Origin of the sequence: Microbulbifer sp. SAOS-129_SWC (genome assembly GCF_039696035.1) — a bacterium.
GTDB lineage: Bacteria > Pseudomonadota > Gammaproteobacteria > Pseudomonadales > Cellvibrionaceae > Microbulbifer.
Genome location: NZ_CP155567.1, coordinates 798,364 through 811,133 on the forward strand (window position 1 = coordinate 798,364; position 12,770 = coordinate 811,133).

Genomic DNA, 12,770 nt, shown 5'->3' on the forward strand with positions numbered 1-12,770 from the left:
GGGTAGTACAGGGGCGCCCGACTCCCGCTTTCAGGGTGGGGCCGGTTTGCGCTGGCAGAGCGGTGCGCAAAGTAGGTTGCCCCTGGCCGAATACGGTTGGCGTTTCTGATGATCTTGCGGATCGCAGCCCGCACTGCTGTCGGGTGGGAGCACAACCGGATGTGGATGCGCGCAAATTCAGCAGAGAGGCTGCGGCAATGACGGATACCTGGCCCCGGGCGGTAAGCGCCAGTGCGATGCAATGGCGCCAGCAGTTGCGGTCGCAAATTGATCAATTTGTCCGGCGGCAGCAATTGCCGGCGGACTTCGACCTGCTGGTGGACGACTATCTCCTGCCACTTGCGGTGTGGCTTGCGCAGTTGCGCAAGCCGGGCCAATTGCTGGTAGTGGGCATTTGTGGCGGCCAGGGCTCGGGTAAATCCACCCTGACCGAGTTCCTGCAGATGGTGTGGGCGCAGATGGCGCTACACGCTGTCGGATTTTCCCTCGACGACCTCTACCTGACCCGCGCGGAGCGCATGTTGCTCGCCGAGCGGGTTCACCCGTTACTCGCCACTCGCGGTGTGCCGGGTACGCACGACGTGCAATTGGGGCTGGATACCATCGCCGCGCTGCGTGCGCGGGATGTCACGCGCCCGGTACCTATTCCCCGATTCGATAAATCCATCGACGATCGCGCGCCCGCGGCCACCTGGACGCTCTGGCAGGGGGCTGCGGATATCCTGCTGTTCGAAGGCTGGTGTGTGGGTGCGCGGCCGTGGCTCGATGCGGCGGAACCGATCAACCGGCTGGAGCGCGAAGCGGATCCCGACGGTCGCTGGCGCAACTACGTCAACAGTCAGCTGGCTGGCCCTTACCGTCGCCTGTTTGCGGAACTGGATCGGCTGCTGATGCTGAAAGTGCCGGATATGGATTGCGTACTGGAGTGGCGCCGACTCCAGGAACACAGATTGCGCGCACGAACAGGTGGGGGCATGAGCGATGCCGCGCTGGAGCGATTCGTACAGCACTACGAGCGGATTACCCTGAACCTGCTGGGGGACATGCCGCCGCGGGCCGATTGCGTCTTTGAGCTGGGACGCGATCACCGGATTGCCGGGTTGCGGCTCAATAGCGCTGCGGAGTGAGTGTCAGCGGGCGTAGTCGGTCTGCTCGATAAGCGGGAAGCGCATAGAAAAACCGGCTGGTATCAAATGACAAACCCCGGCAGGGCGCCGGGGTTTGCGGGGCCTGGCTGCGGAGTGCAGCCGGGCCTTGAGCGGGCCATCGGTATACCTCAGGCCCGCGAGGGTTTGCTTCAGGCGGTTTTGGCCTTCGGCGGACGGCCGCGACGAGCCGGAGCCTTCTTGGCAGCGGCCTTTTTCGGGCGACCCGGGGACTTCTTGGCAGTGGCGGCCTTCTTCGGGCGGCCTGCAGAGGTCTTGGCTGCGGCAGCCTTCTTCGGGCGACCCGGAGATTTCTTGGCGGTAGCCGCTTTTTTCGGGCGACCGGGCTTCTTCTTGGCAGCGGTCTTGGCCTTTGCCGCAGCTTTTTTCTTTGCAGCAGCAGCTTTCTTCTTCGCAGCAGCAGCTTTTTTCTTCTCTGCAGCGGCCTTCTTCTTGGCGGCGGCGGCGGCTTTCTTTTTATCTGCCGCGGCTTTTTTCTTGGCGGCAGCTGCGGCTTTCTTCGCTTCTGCAGCGGCTTGCTTCTTCTCTTCGGCGGCCAGTTTCTTGGCAACCGCGGCCTCTTCTTTGGCCACAGCCTTGGCTACCTTGGTAGCGATCTTGTTGTCCGCTTTGATTTCGTTCAGCTTGGCCTTGGCAGCTTTGGCGGCTTCCTTGAGCTTGTCAGCGGCCTGTTTGGCGGCCTTGGCAGCAGCCTGGGCGGCTTTCAGCTGCTTCTGCTGGGCAGCGGTTTTCTTCTTGGCGCGAACGGTTTTGACTTTGTCAGCCGCTGCCTTGGCCTTGGTGGCGGCCTTGGCAGAGTCTTTGGCCAGCTTGTCAGCGTCTTTACCAGCGTCTTTTTCCTGCTTGGTACGCGCCTGTTCCAGCTTGGACTTCAGCGAGCTCAGCTCGGCTTCGAGAGCGGCAACGCTATTCGCCTTGGCGCCCACGGTTTTCTTCTTTGCAGCCATAAAATATCCCTGTCTTTCAGTGTTGTTGTAGATGCAGGGGCAGCTCTATCAATCACTCTTCATTAGTTACCAATTTTTCAATTGCGTCCCACTGTTATCGCCGGGAGTCAGGCCGGCGGCAATATTCAGGTTATTCAGGTAAGCCGCAGCGCTAATTGGCCGCTACGAATCTGAATAACTGGAGGGAATTCGAATTGAAAAAATGGGCAAAAATGATTGATAGAGATGCCCCCAAAATCATCGCGCTAATTGCAGCTTATTTATATACTTGAATGCAAGTGTTTTTAGGCCATTTTTACCTCGCAATGAATAATTTTAAGGGCTTTTTTACCTTTATCGCGTTTATCTGGCTCTGGAGCTGTGGAATCTGGGCTTTTGCTCACGGGATTTACTCCGGTGAGATTGCCTGGTTCGGCTTATTGCTGAATGCCTGGGCTCTGCCTGTGTGGATGTTACTGCGTTATTTTCGCGCGCCGCGATACAGCGGTGATCTGCGCGAGACTCCTGCCTTTACTGCGCTGCTGGTGGGGTTGGCTGTGGTACTGCTGACCGATAGTGAAAAGGGGATGCCGCTCTATCTGGCAATTTACAATCTCTTTGCCGTGCTGGTTTACCTGTTCCATCTCAGTGCTCTGACACAGCCGCATGGGTTGCCCGCCGGCGAGCCCTTTCCCGCGCTGAACGCTGTTGGCGGCCAGTGGCGTTCGCAGCAGGCGGCGAGTGCCGGCGATTGCGCGGGATTGCTACTGGTTTTTCTGCGCGGCAGTTACTGCGCAGATAGCCGCTGTCTGCTCGCGGGGCTTCAGGAAATCGAGGAAACACTCGCCCGGCGCAATATCTGCCCGGTGCTGATCAGTACCGAGAGCCGCGAGCGCTGGCGACGCTGGTGGCCGGCGGGTGCCCGCGGTGAATGGTTGCAATTGAACAGCGGCGATGACAATCCATGGTTTGTCGCCGCGGCGGGTGCGCCACTGTGGATACGCTTGCTGGGGGGCAGCGCTGCGGCCTGTCGGCCGGGTATCTGGCTGCTGGAGCGCGATGGTACTGTCGTGTGGCGCCATCTGCCCGGTAATTACCGGGTGCCGGGAAATGCGGAAATGCTGCGCGGACAGTTATTCCGCATCGAGGAAGACGAATAGCAATGATGCCGAAATTGGCGCCCGCCGCGGGCGGCCTTGATACGGCGGACGATATTCTTGCTGCAGTTGTATCGCTGTCAGGGAGGTGTTGCCGTCGGGCAGAAAAGGCTATGCGCGGCTGACCGCCCGCCGCGCAGGTGTTTTCCTGCGGCCGGCTAAAGCGGCCCGTAAGGCAGGTAGCGGTTGTCCGAGTGCTGCTTGATCCATTGCAGCTGTTCGCGGTCCAGCGGGGCCCGGCGCTGGCGCAGCGCCTTGGCCAGCGGAATTACCGCGGACTCGGCGCCCGCGTCCCAACCGGCGAGCTGCTGCTCCGCCAGGGTGAAAAAGCGGATCAGTTGCCACAGTTCGCCGCCGTTCCAATTCGCGCTCTCGTCCAGCCAGCGTTGCGCCGGCATGCGGATCAGGTACGACGCTTCACGGGCGGCGTCATCGAGCGCGTCGGCCAGCGCTGTATCGGCCTGCATCGCGTCGATATAGCGCTGCAGCAGTGCGCGCGGAATCGCGTCTTCAGTACCGCCGGTATTGGCTGCGGGCTTCGGTTCCCAGGCTCCGACACTCATGCGTTCGCTCCTCTGCGGTAAAATCTGCGGTAAAACGGGCCGCGCATTATAACGGCCGTGGGGATATGCCGACAGCGGTGCGGCGGCAGTCGCGTCCTTTATAGAAGGATGCGGTTAGAATAGAGGGCCGCGCCGGAGCGCGGCTACCAATAATGAATAGAGAACGAGGGCAAGATGGAGTTTATTTCGCAACCCCTGCCAGCCACCAAGCGGGTGGCTCTGGTGGCCCATGACAACCGCAAGGCTGCCCTGATCGAGTGGTGCAGCCGCCACCGGGCGTTATTGCAGCGCCACCAGTTGTACGGCACTGGCACCACCGGGGCGCGGGTCGAAGAGGCCACGGGCCTGACGGTGGAGAAGCTGTTCAGCGGCCCGATGGGGGGCGACCAGCAGCTGGGGGCGAAAATCTGTCAGGGGGAGATCGACCTGCTGATCTTTTTCTGGGACCCGTTCGAGCCGATGCCCCACGATCCCGACGTCAAGGCGTTGCTGCGGATCGCCGCGGTGTGGAATATCCCGGTGGCGTGTAACGGCAGCAGCGCCGATATGATGGTGCAGTCGGCGCTGATGGAGGCCAGTTTTGAGCGCGAAATACCCGATTATCAGGGCTATCTGGCCAAGCGCTAGGCATTCTGGCTGTATATTTTTTGTTCTTCAGGCCTGTTATGATATTATAAGTCATTGATTGTTATAGGTATTTTACTTGCAATGCAGGTTTTGCTTGCAAACCTGACAATTTCGCGGCAATCTTGCCCACCTGATGAGACCGGTCAATCCGGCGCCATTCGCATTAGCTAACTGTACGGTGTTTTATGAGTAGACGACGCGGTAAGGCCGTAGAAGAGGACAAAGCCGAAATCGACCTGACGCCCATGCTGGACGTTGTGTTTATCATGCTGATCTTCTTCATTGTGACGGCGTCCTTCGTTAAAGAGAAGGCGCTGGACGTGAACGTACCGGATCCGAGCGAGACCAAGAACAATCCGCCGAACCCGGACAAGCAGAACATCCTGCTGAACGTCACCGCCAACGACGAGATCTACATGGGCAATAGCCGTATCGATACCCGCGCCGTGCGTGCCCGTATCGCGCAGCTGTATGCCGAGAACCCGCAGGCGATTGTGATTGTGCGCGCGGATAACAAGTCCAGTGCCGACACCTATGTACAGATCACCGATGCGGCCAAAGAGGTAAACCCGAATATCCAGGTCTCCCTGGTGCCTTACGACGGCTGATAGCCGGCGGGTTTACCCAAAAAAGCCAGCGCAAAGCTGGCTTTTTTATGCCCGGCGTTTGCGTCCGGGCGACTAACAGGCTGCTGAGACGGGCTTTTTCCGCAGCCTGCTTAGTGGCAGCGCCGCCCGGCGGCGCGCACTCCGCTCAGAATTCCGCGCGGATCGCCCACAGGTCCGGGAATACCGGGCGGAACAGGGTGCTCTGCAGGTAGCCCACACCACTGGAACCGCCGGTTCCGATCTTGTGACCGATGGTTCTCTCCACCATTTTTACGTGTCGGTAGCGCCACTGCTGCAGCGACGTATCGATATCCACCAGGGCCTCGCAGATTTCGCTTACCTGAGGGTCATTGCGATACACATCGATCAGCACCTTCTGTACTGCGGTGGATGGCTCGGCAACCTGACTGAAATCCCGGTTAAGTTCACTTGCCGGAATGGGATGCCCCTCCTGGGCGAGGAAGTTCAGGAAAGCGTCCCACAGGGTGGGTGCCTGCAGGCGCTTTTGCAGGAGCAGGTAGTGCTCGGAGCCGGGCTCATAATTCTCCAGTTTTTTCGCATCCTTGGCGCCATAGAGGAATTCCAGTTCGCGGAACTGGAACGACTGGAAGCCGCTGGCAGTGGACAGGCGATCGCGAAACGACAGGAATTCCAGCGGTGTCAGGGTCTCGAGGATATCCACCTGCTGAATCAGCGTGCGGTAGATGGCATCCACCCGCTTGAGCGTATGCTGCGCGCGGTTGCGCTCGCCGGCATTGAACAGGCGCACGAGAAAGTCGAGTTCATGCAGCAGCTGCTTGAACCACAGCTCATAGCTCTGGTGAATGACAATAAACAGTAGTTCGTCGTGCTCGGGGCCGTCGGACAGCGGTTGTTGGCATTTGAGCAGGTCGTCTACTTTCAGGTAGGAGCTGTAGGTCACGGTCATCTGGAGGTTACACCTGGTTGATATTTGATCGATAGCGAAATAATGCTTTCTTTAAGCAGCTCCGATCAAAACTAAAATTTCGGATAAACGGTTAATATTGGTGCCATTATAAGGTCTGGAGCTCTGCAAATGGAAAACACGGTGCAGGCGCTGCGCATAGATGGTCAGCGCCTTTGGAACAGCCTGATGGAAATGGCGCGTATCGGCGCCACCCCCGCCGGCGGCTGCAATCGTCAGGCCCTGACCGATGAGGATCGCGAAGGCCGCGACCTGTTCGTCGGCTGGTGCCGGGATATCGGTTGTGACATCCGCGTCGACCGCATGGGCAATATCTTCGCCCGGCGCGCCGGCAGCGATCCGCAGATGGCACCGGTAGTTACCGGTTCGCACCTGGATACCCAGCCCACCGGCGGCAAATTTGATGGCGTCTACGGTGTGCTGGCCGGGCTCGAGGTGCTGCGCACGCTGGAAGCGCACGATATCCGCACCCGCGCGCCGCTGGAGCTGGTGGTGTGGACCAACGAAGAGGGCGCCCGCTTTTCCCCGGCGATGATCGGCTCCGGCGTCTGGGCGGGTGAATTCGATCTCGACTATGGTCACAGCCGCACCGACAAAGCCGGCGCCACCATCGGCGAAGAGCTGCGGCGCATCGGCTATCTGGGCGACGCCCCGGCCGAGCCCCACCCGATTACCGCTGCCTTCGAGGCCCATATCGAACAGGGACCAATCCTGGAAAAGCAGGACCAGGTGATAGGCGTGGTCACCGGTGTGCAGGGCATCCGCTGGTACGATGTGACCTTTCACGGCACACCCTGCCACGCCGGCCCCACACCCATGAGCGACCGCCGCGATCCGGTGCAGGCGCTGGCGCTGCTGTGTGAGCGTCTCTATAGCGAAGTGAAGGCTTACTCCGATGATGCCCGCATGACCTGTGGCGACTTGCGCGCGGAGCCCGGCAGCCGCAACACCGTGCCGGAAAAGGTTGTACTGGCCCTGGACCTGCGCCACCCGCAGGCGGCGGGGCTGGAACACCTGCACCGCAGTCTCTACCGGCTGGCGGAGCAGGTGGATGAGGCTACCGGGGTGACCATCGATGTGCGCGAGGAGTGGCACTCGCCGCCGGTACACTTCGATCCCGCGTGCATCGACGCCGTAGAGGGCGCGGTGCAGTCGCTCGACTACAGCCATCGCAAGATGGTATCCGGTGCCGGTCATGACTCCGTCTATGTGTCCCGCGTGGCGCCGGTGTCGATGATCTTCGTGCCCTGCGCCGGCGGCCTGTCGCACAACGAGGCGGAATCGGCCGAACCGGATCATCTGGAGGCGGGCTGCAACGTCCTGCTGCACGCAATGCTCGCGCGCGCCGGCATCGCCGACTGACTCCATTCCCATCCAATTTCCCCGCGCGGGCGCCCGGCGCCCGCGCCGAACCAGACTGGAAACCCAAACCCATGACCGAATTTACCCTCCGCCGCCGCCTCGACAACGGCGGCACCCAACCGCTGACCAACTGGGGTATGGATTCAGAGTACGGCCCGCTGCGCGATGTGCTGATCGGCCCGGTGGACAATTTCAGCTGGCGCACCGGCAATGCCAGCGCGCGCCGCGCCGAGCGCCTGGGCATGCAGTTCGACCACAAGGTGGCTGCGGCCCAGCATGCGGAAATGCTCGACGCCTATCGCCACGCCGGCGTCAACACGCACCTGATTCCGGCCGATAGCAGCCTGCCGTACCAGATTTACGGCCGCGACTCCTCGGTGATGACACCCTGGGGGCCGATCGTGACCCAGATGTACAGCCCGTGGCGCCGTGGCGAGTGGGTGCCGATCGTGCAGAAATACGCCGAGTTGGAGATCCCGATCTACGATTGCATCACCGCCGGCTCGCTCGAGGGCGGTGATTTCATGGTGCTGGAACCGGGCGTCATCCTGTGCGGTTACTCCGGCGAGCGCACCAGCCCGCAGGGTTTCGAGCAGATGAAGCGCTGGGTGGAAAAGGAGGGCTGGGAAGTCAAGGGTTACCAGTTCGACCCCTTTTTCCTGCATATCGACGTTATGGTGGCCATGCTGGCGGAAAAGCTCGCCGCCATCTGTATCGACGCGGTGGAGCCCGAGCTGGTGCAGTGGTTCCGGGCGCGCAATATCGAGATCATCGACATTCCCTTCCCGCAGGTGCTGGAGCTGGGGGTCAATGTGGTGGCGCTGGGCAATGATCGGGTGATGCTGCCCAAGGCCAATGTGGGCCTGGCGGAGAAGTGTCGCGCGCACGGCCTGGAGGTGATCGATCCGGATATCTCCATGATCACACCCGGTGGTGGCGGTGTGCACTGCATGTGCCAGCCGCTGCGCCGGGACTCTGTGGCCTAGCCGGCTGCGGGAAAATACTTTTTCACCAGGCCCCGACCTTCGAGTGCGAAACCGCACATGGGCCTGGTTGATTCGGACCTAGCGCGCCGCGCCCGGGCAGCTAATATGGATGTCTTTGTGGGCGGCTGCCGCCGCTATCCCGGTACTCTCCGCGCGCGCCACGACGCGCGGCGGAGGGTCAGCAACCCTGACGGAGAATTCAATGCAGAGTCCGTGTAAAGAAATACAGGCACAGCTCGCCGAGCGCGTGCTGGAAATCACCATCGACCGGCCGCAGCGCAAGAACGCGCTGACCATGGCCATGTACGCGGCCATGGCCGATCTGCTGGAGAATGCCGCGACTGACGCCGAAGTGCGCGCGGTGGTGATTAGCGGCGCCGGCGGCGTGTTTACCAGTGGCAACGATCTGACCGACTTCCTCGGTGGCTCGGCGCAGGGCGAGGAGTCACCGGTATTCCGCTTTATGCAGGCCCTGTACCAGTTCCCCAAGCCGGTGATCGCCGCGGTGAACGGCCCGGCCGTGGGGATCGGCACCACCATGCTGTTGCACTGTGATATGGCGTTCGCCGGCGATGACGCGCTGTTCCAGATGCCGTTCGTCAATCTGGGGCTGTGCCCGGAATACGCCTCCAGCTTTCTGCTGCCGCGCATCGCCGGCCACGCGCGGGCTTCGGAGCTGCTGTTGCTGGGCAAGAAATTTGATGCCTGCGAGGCGGTGGAACTGGGTATCTGCAACGCCGCACTGCCGGCGGCGGAGGTGCTCACACGGGCGCGGGAAGTGGCGGCGGAGCTGGTGACCCGGGCGCCGGAAGCCGTGCGTCTGAGCAAGCGCTTGTTGCGCAAGGGCACCTACGAGCGGGGCCTCGAGTGTATTCGCGAAGAGGCGAAACACTTCCTCGAGCGCCTCGGCTCCGAGGAGTTCCGCGAGGCCGCGACTGCGTTCATGGAAAAGCGCCCGGCGGACTTTTCCCGCTTCGAGTAACCCGGATTCGGGATTTATGGCGCCGGCGGCGTCCGGCGCAACTTCCGCTGCAGCCGTCAGCGGTCGCGGGCGTTGCGCACGTAGGCGGGTGGTTCGAAGGCGCTGTAGTCCAGCTGGTCGTAGCGCCAATCGAGCGGTTTCACCCGCTGGCGCTCTTTGATGCTCATACCGAAATGTTGCTGGTGGCAGCGCTCCATCAGCTCGGCGAGTTCACGGTTGTTGGTGAGGCCGAGATAGACGCCCGCCTGCATAAAGCCCTCCAGCCGGTGCCGTTCCTGCGCCGGCATGCGGTAGCCACACTTGCTGGCGGAAAACAGGCGGCTGAGGCGAGCCTCCACTTCGGTTAAAAACTGGGTTGGATCCATCTGCATCGCGGTTCCCGCTCCTCTCCTGATAGCATTTCCTGATGGCATTTTGCTGCTGTCACTGTGCGGCCCTGCTGGCGGCGAATCCGTAGCGCTGCGATTTCGCCGCGGCGGCCGTGGGTTCTGGGTTCCGATATCAGAAATCGAACAGTTCGGTGATCAGGTTGCGTTTCAGCTTGTGCACTTCCGGCTCTTCGCTGTGGTGCTCATCGCCGGCCTGGTGGTTGCACGAACGCTCGATCAGTTTCTCCAGCTCTCCACGATCGAGCCAGATACCGCGGCAGTCGGGGCAGTAGTCGATCTCGATGCCGCTGCGGTCCTTGGACAGCAGCTCGGCGTTTTCACAGCGGGGACATTGCATGGCGGTCTCCTCGGCATTGATGGTTTGCTTGATAGGTTGAGCGCTTTATTCGGCTCGTTCACCTCATTCGACCCATTCAGCCCATTCGGGTTCGCGGGCCGTGGAAATGCGATTCCACTGAAAAATAGACCAGTGGCGATGCCATCAGCGAACTTTTACCGCGGTGCCGCTGACGCTGACCATCATCATCGCCCCCTGGGCGCCGACCACCTCGTAGTCGATATCGATACCAATGATGCCATTGGCGCCCAGTTTTTTGGCCGCGGATTCCATATCCTCAAAGGCGATTTCGCGGGCCCGGCCCATTTCCTTTTCGTAGGCACCGGAGCGGCCGCCGACGATATCGCGGATGGAGCCGAACAGATCCTTGAACACGTTCGCACCGAGTATGGCCTCGCCGACGACGACACCGAGATACTGCTCAACTTCGCGGCCCTGTACGGTGGATGTAGTGGTTTTCAGCATCAATGCTCTCCGTTTAGCGCAACGACCAGTTTTTGCGCCGCGTCTTCGTCTTATAGTTCAGTTCAGTTCAGTTCAGTGAGGGAAAAGTGGTGGCTCGCGATGGCGAAGCCCTCGCGCTGGTAAAATCGGTGTGCGGCGAAGCGCTGTACGCCGGAGTCCAGGTGTATCTGGCCGCAGCCAATTTCCCGCGCGTAGTCCTTGAACCAGTTGAGCAGGTATTTGCCGGCACCGGTGGAACGGTAGCTGGCGTCTGTCACCAGGTCGTCGATATAGATATGCCTGCCCCAGGCGAGCTTCTGTGCGACCACAAAACCCGCCACACACAGCACCCGCCCGGCGTCCTCGACATAGGCGAGCTGGTAGCCCTCCGCCTGCTGGCGCTGGATCTGTGCCACGAGGCTTTCCATATCGTATTGCGGGCGCAACTGCAGCAGGACGGTACCGACCTTTTCCAGTTCGCTTGCCGTTGTGGCCAGGTGGACTTCCACTGCCGATTCCTCGCTGTCTCATTATTTTTGGTCAGTCCGACTATAGCGCGAAAGCGGCACCCACCAAAGCAGCACCCACCAAAGCAGCACCCACCAAAGCGGGCACCGTTGGGCGGGGCCTGTGCGGTCAAACGGGAGTTGCTTCCGGCCAGCGATAATCGGCCAGCTGCTCGCGCAGGTCTTTCTTGCTGATTTTACCGGTGGCGGTGTGGGGCAGCGTCTCGACAACGATACAGTCGTCCGGTATCCACCACTTGGCGACATTGCCGGTGAAGGCGTGCAGCAGTGCCTGTGGATCGGGCGCAGCGCCTTCCGTCGGCACGACTACCAGTAGCGGGCGCTCGGACCACTTGTCGTGGCTGACGCCGATCACGGCGGCCTCGGCGACGCCATCCAGGGTCATGGCGAAGTTCTCCAGTTCGATGGAGGAAATCCATTCACCGCCCGACTTGATCACATCCTTGGTGCGGTCGGTGATGCCCAGGTAGCCGCACTGGTCGATGGTGGCAACATCGCCAGTATCGAACCAGCCGTCGGCAGTGAGTGCGGATTCGCCGGCTTTGAAATAGCGTTCGCACACCCAGGGACCGCGTACTTGCAGCGCGCCGAACGCGGTGCCGTCGTGGGGCAGGGGTTGGCCGCTGTCATCGACAATACGCATCTCCACGCCGAAGGCCGCGCGGCCCTGCTTGAGGCGCTGTGCGCGGGCCGCGTCGGCGGGCAGGTCGTTGGCGACGCGCGCATTGAATGTTCCCAGCGGGCTCATCTCGGTCATGCCCCAGGCGTGGTGCGTGTAGACGCCGTGCTGTTGCTCGAACTCCTCCATGATCCGCCACGGGCAGGCGGAACCGCCGACGACGACGCGCTCGAGGCTCGGCACCGTGGTGTCGCTGTCGCGCAGGTATTGCAGCAGTGCCAGCCACACCGTCGGTACGCCGGCGGCGATGGTGACGCGCTCGTTGCGAATCAGCCGGGACAGGGTTTCGCCACAGCCCATCTTGGGCCCGGGAAATACCAGCTTGGCGCCGACCGCGGGCACCGCGTAGGGAATCGACCAGGCGTTGACGTGGAACATCGGCACAACCGGCAACACCGCTTCATCGCCGCGCAGTGCGAACACGTCCGGCATCAGCACCCCGTAGGTGTGCAGGACCATAGCGCGGTGGGAATACAGCACTCCCTTGGGGTTGCCGGTGGTGCCGGAGGTGTAGCAGAGCGCCGCCGCGGTGTGCTCGTCGAGCTGTGGCCAGTCGAACTCCATTGGTTCAAGTGCCAGCAGCTCCTCGTAGCAATGCGCATTGGGCAGGCTGGTGGTGGGCATATGCTCGCTATCGGTGAGAATCACATAGCCCTTAACGCTCGTCAGCTGGTCTGCCAGTTTTTCCACCAATGGCAGAAACATCGGATCGATGAACAGCCAGCGATCCTCGGCGTGCTCGACGATATAAGTAATCTGTTCCGGGAACAGGCGCGGATTGATGGTGTGGCACACCAGGCCGCTGCAGGAGGTGGCGTAGTAGAGCTCGAAATGGCGGTAGTCGTTCCAGGCCAGGGTGCCGATACGCTCGCCGGGCTGGGCACCGAGCTTCTGCAGTGCGTGTGCCAGCTGCGCAGTGCGGGCAAAGGCATCGCGATAGCGATAGCGGTGTGCGGGGTTGTCCGCAGTAACCGAGACGATTTCGCTGTCGGGAAAATTGGCGCCGGCATGGCGCATGATATCGGTTAGGGTCAGTTGGGAGTGCATCATCAGGCCTTGCATGGTCTGCTC

At 61.4% G+C, this 12,770-nt stretch carries 15 protein-coding genes; 7 read left to right on the top strand and 8 right to left on the bottom strand.

The features are described from left to right. Positions 1 to 197 precede the first annotated feature (197 nt). Positions 198 to 1,127 carry a phosphoribulokinase gene (locus ABDK11_RS03375; protein ID WP_346838889.1) on the top strand — a complete coding sequence of 310 codons (930 nt, stop codon included), beginning with the start codon at positions 198 to 200 and terminating at the stop codon, positions 1,125 to 1,127. A gap of 170 nt (positions 1,128 to 1,297) precedes the next feature. On the opposite strand, the gene ABDK11_RS03380 is transcribed toward ABDK11_RS03375, so the two are convergent. After that, positions 1,298 to 2,113 carry a hypothetical protein gene (locus ABDK11_RS03380; RefSeq protein WP_346838890.1) on the bottom strand — a complete coding sequence of 272 codons (816 nt, stop codon included), beginning with the start codon at positions 2,111 to 2,113 and terminating at the stop codon, positions 1,298 to 1,300. 305 nt (positions 2,114 to 2,418) lie between these two features. Here ABDK11_RS03380 and ABDK11_RS03385 point away from each other — a divergent pair, with 305 nt between their 5' ends. Beyond that, on the top strand, positions 2,419 to 3,252 hold the full coding sequence (locus ABDK11_RS03385; RefSeq protein ID WP_346838891.1) for a hypothetical protein: 834 nt from the start codon (positions 2,419 to 2,421) through the stop codon (positions 3,250 to 3,252). Between the two features lie 155 nt (positions 3,253 to 3,407). Here ABDK11_RS03385 and ABDK11_RS03390 read toward each other — a convergent pair whose 3' ends face one another. After that, positions 3,408 to 3,812 carry a hypothetical protein gene (locus ABDK11_RS03390; protein WP_346838892.1) on the bottom strand — a complete coding sequence of 135 codons (405 nt, stop codon included), beginning with the start codon at positions 3,810 to 3,812 and terminating at the stop codon, positions 3,408 to 3,410. A gap of 174 nt (positions 3,813 to 3,986) precedes the next feature. On the opposite strand from ABDK11_RS03390, the gene ABDK11_RS03395 reads away from it, so the two are divergent. Further along, positions 3,987 to 4,439, top strand: a complete 453-nt coding sequence (locus ABDK11_RS03395; protein ID WP_346838893.1) for a methylglyoxal synthase — start codon at positions 3,987 to 3,989, stop codon at positions 4,437 to 4,439. Positions 4,440 to 4,624: 185 nt separating this feature from the next. Next, positions 4,625 to 5,047 (top strand): biopolymer transporter ExbD, encoded by a 423-nt coding sequence (locus ABDK11_RS03400; protein ID WP_346838894.1) that lies wholly within the window; start codon positions 4,625 to 4,627, stop codon positions 5,045 to 5,047. A 145-nt stretch (positions 5,048 to 5,192) separates the two neighbouring features. Here ABDK11_RS03400 and ABDK11_RS03405 read toward each other — a convergent pair whose 3' ends face one another. Beyond that, entirely contained in the window at positions 5,193 to 5,975 is a 783-nt protein-coding gene (locus ABDK11_RS03405) for a tryptophan 2,3-dioxygenase family protein (protein WP_346838895.1), read from the bottom strand. 129 nt (positions 5,976 to 6,104) lie between these two features. Here ABDK11_RS03405 and ABDK11_RS03410 point away from each other — a divergent pair, with 129 nt between their 5' ends. From ABDK11_RS03410 to ABDK11_RS03420, 3 genes are all read left to right on the top strand, one after another. Then, on the top strand, positions 6,105 to 7,355 hold the full coding sequence (locus ABDK11_RS03410; RefSeq protein ID WP_346838896.1) for a Zn-dependent hydrolase: 1,251 nt from the start codon (positions 6,105 to 6,107) through the stop codon (positions 7,353 to 7,355). 71 nt (positions 7,356 to 7,426) lie between these two features. Then, a complete protein-coding gene (locus ABDK11_RS03415) occupies positions 7,427 to 8,341 on the top strand; it encodes an arginine deiminase family protein (protein WP_346838897.1) in 915 nt (304 codons plus the stop codon). 202 nt (positions 8,342 to 8,543) lie between these two features. After that, complete coding sequence (locus ABDK11_RS03420) at positions 8,544 to 9,323, top strand: enoyl-CoA hydratase (RefSeq protein ID WP_346838898.1); 780 nt, start codon at positions 8,544 to 8,546, stop codon at positions 9,321 to 9,323. Positions 9,324 to 9,379: 56 nt separating this feature from the next. Here the strand turns inward: ABDK11_RS03420 and ABDK11_RS03425 are convergent, their stop codons facing one another. The 5 genes from ABDK11_RS03425 to ABDK11_RS03445 form a co-directional block, all read right to left on the bottom strand. After that, on the bottom strand, positions 9,380 to 9,694 hold the full coding sequence (locus ABDK11_RS03425) for a hypothetical protein (RefSeq protein ID WP_346838899.1): 315 nt from the start codon (positions 9,692 to 9,694) through the stop codon (positions 9,380 to 9,382). A 130-nt stretch (positions 9,695 to 9,824) separates the two neighbouring features. Next, positions 9,825 to 10,049, bottom strand: a complete 225-nt coding sequence (locus ABDK11_RS03430; RefSeq protein WP_346838900.1) for a zf-TFIIB domain-containing protein — start codon at positions 10,047 to 10,049, stop codon at positions 9,825 to 9,827. A 144-nt stretch (positions 10,050 to 10,193) separates the two neighbouring features. Next, positions 10,194 to 10,514, bottom strand: a complete 321-nt coding sequence (locus ABDK11_RS03435) for a heavy metal-binding domain-containing protein (protein WP_346838901.1) — start codon at positions 10,512 to 10,514, stop codon at positions 10,194 to 10,196. A gap of 62 nt (positions 10,515 to 10,576) precedes the next feature. Next, on the bottom strand, positions 10,577 to 11,002 hold the full coding sequence (locus ABDK11_RS03440) for a GNAT family N-acetyltransferase (RefSeq protein WP_346838902.1): 426 nt from the start codon (positions 11,000 to 11,002) through the stop codon (positions 10,577 to 10,579). 127 nt (positions 11,003 to 11,129) lie between these two features. Beyond that, positions 11,130 to 12,761, bottom strand: coding sequence for a long-chain-fatty-acid--CoA ligase (locus ABDK11_RS03445; protein ID WP_346838903.1), 1,632 nt, complete (start codon positions 12,759 to 12,761; stop codon positions 11,130 to 11,132). Positions 12,762 to 12,770 lie beyond the last annotated feature (9 nt).

What these genes read in the sequence shown, in the direction of transcription:
- ABDK11_RS03375 (WP_346838889.1), top strand. Translation starts at nt 198, where the DNA reads ATGACGGATACCTGGCCCCGGGCGGTAAGCGCCAGTGCGATGCAATGG.
- ABDK11_RS03380 (WP_346838890.1), bottom strand. Translation starts at nt 2,113, where the DNA reads ATGGCTGCAAAGAAGAAAACCGTGGGCGCCAAGGCGAATAGCGTTGCC.
- ABDK11_RS03385 (WP_346838891.1), top strand. Translation starts at nt 2,419, where the DNA reads ATGAATAATTTTAAGGGCTTTTTTACCTTTATCGCGTTTATCTGGCTC.
- ABDK11_RS03390 (WP_346838892.1), bottom strand. Translation starts at nt 3,812, where the DNA reads ATGAGTGTCGGAGCCTGGGAACCGAAGCCCGCAGCCAATACCGGCGGT.
- ABDK11_RS03395 (WP_346838893.1), top strand. Translation starts at nt 3,987, where the DNA reads ATGGAGTTTATTTCGCAACCCCTGCCAGCCACCAAGCGGGTGGCTCTG.
- ABDK11_RS03400 (WP_346838894.1), top strand. Translation starts at nt 4,625, where the DNA reads ATGAGTAGACGACGCGGTAAGGCCGTAGAAGAGGACAAAGCCGAAATC.
- ABDK11_RS03405 (WP_346838895.1), bottom strand. Translation starts at nt 5,975, where the DNA reads ATGACCGTGACCTACAGCTCCTACCTGAAAGTAGACGACCTGCTCAAA.
- ABDK11_RS03410 (WP_346838896.1), top strand. Translation starts at nt 6,105, where the DNA reads ATGGAAAACACGGTGCAGGCGCTGCGCATAGATGGTCAGCGCCTTTGG.
- ABDK11_RS03415 (WP_346838897.1), top strand. Translation starts at nt 7,427, where the DNA reads ATGACCGAATTTACCCTCCGCCGCCGCCTCGACAACGGCGGCACCCAA.
- ABDK11_RS03420 (WP_346838898.1), top strand. Translation starts at nt 8,544, where the DNA reads ATGCAGAGTCCGTGTAAAGAAATACAGGCACAGCTCGCCGAGCGCGTG.
- ABDK11_RS03425 (WP_346838899.1), bottom strand. Translation starts at nt 9,694, where the DNA reads ATGCAGATGGATCCAACCCAGTTTTTAACCGAAGTGGAGGCTCGCCTC.
- ABDK11_RS03430 (WP_346838900.1), bottom strand. Translation starts at nt 10,049, where the DNA reads ATGCAATGTCCCCGCTGTGAAAACGCCGAGCTGCTGTCCAAGGACCGC.
- ABDK11_RS03435 (WP_346838901.1), bottom strand. Translation starts at nt 10,514, where the DNA reads ATGCTGAAAACCACTACATCCACCGTACAGGGCCGCGAAGTTGAGCAG.
- ABDK11_RS03445 (WP_346838903.1), bottom strand. Translation starts at nt 12,761, where the DNA reads ATGCAAGGCCTGATGATGCACTCCCAACTGACCCTAACCGATATCATG.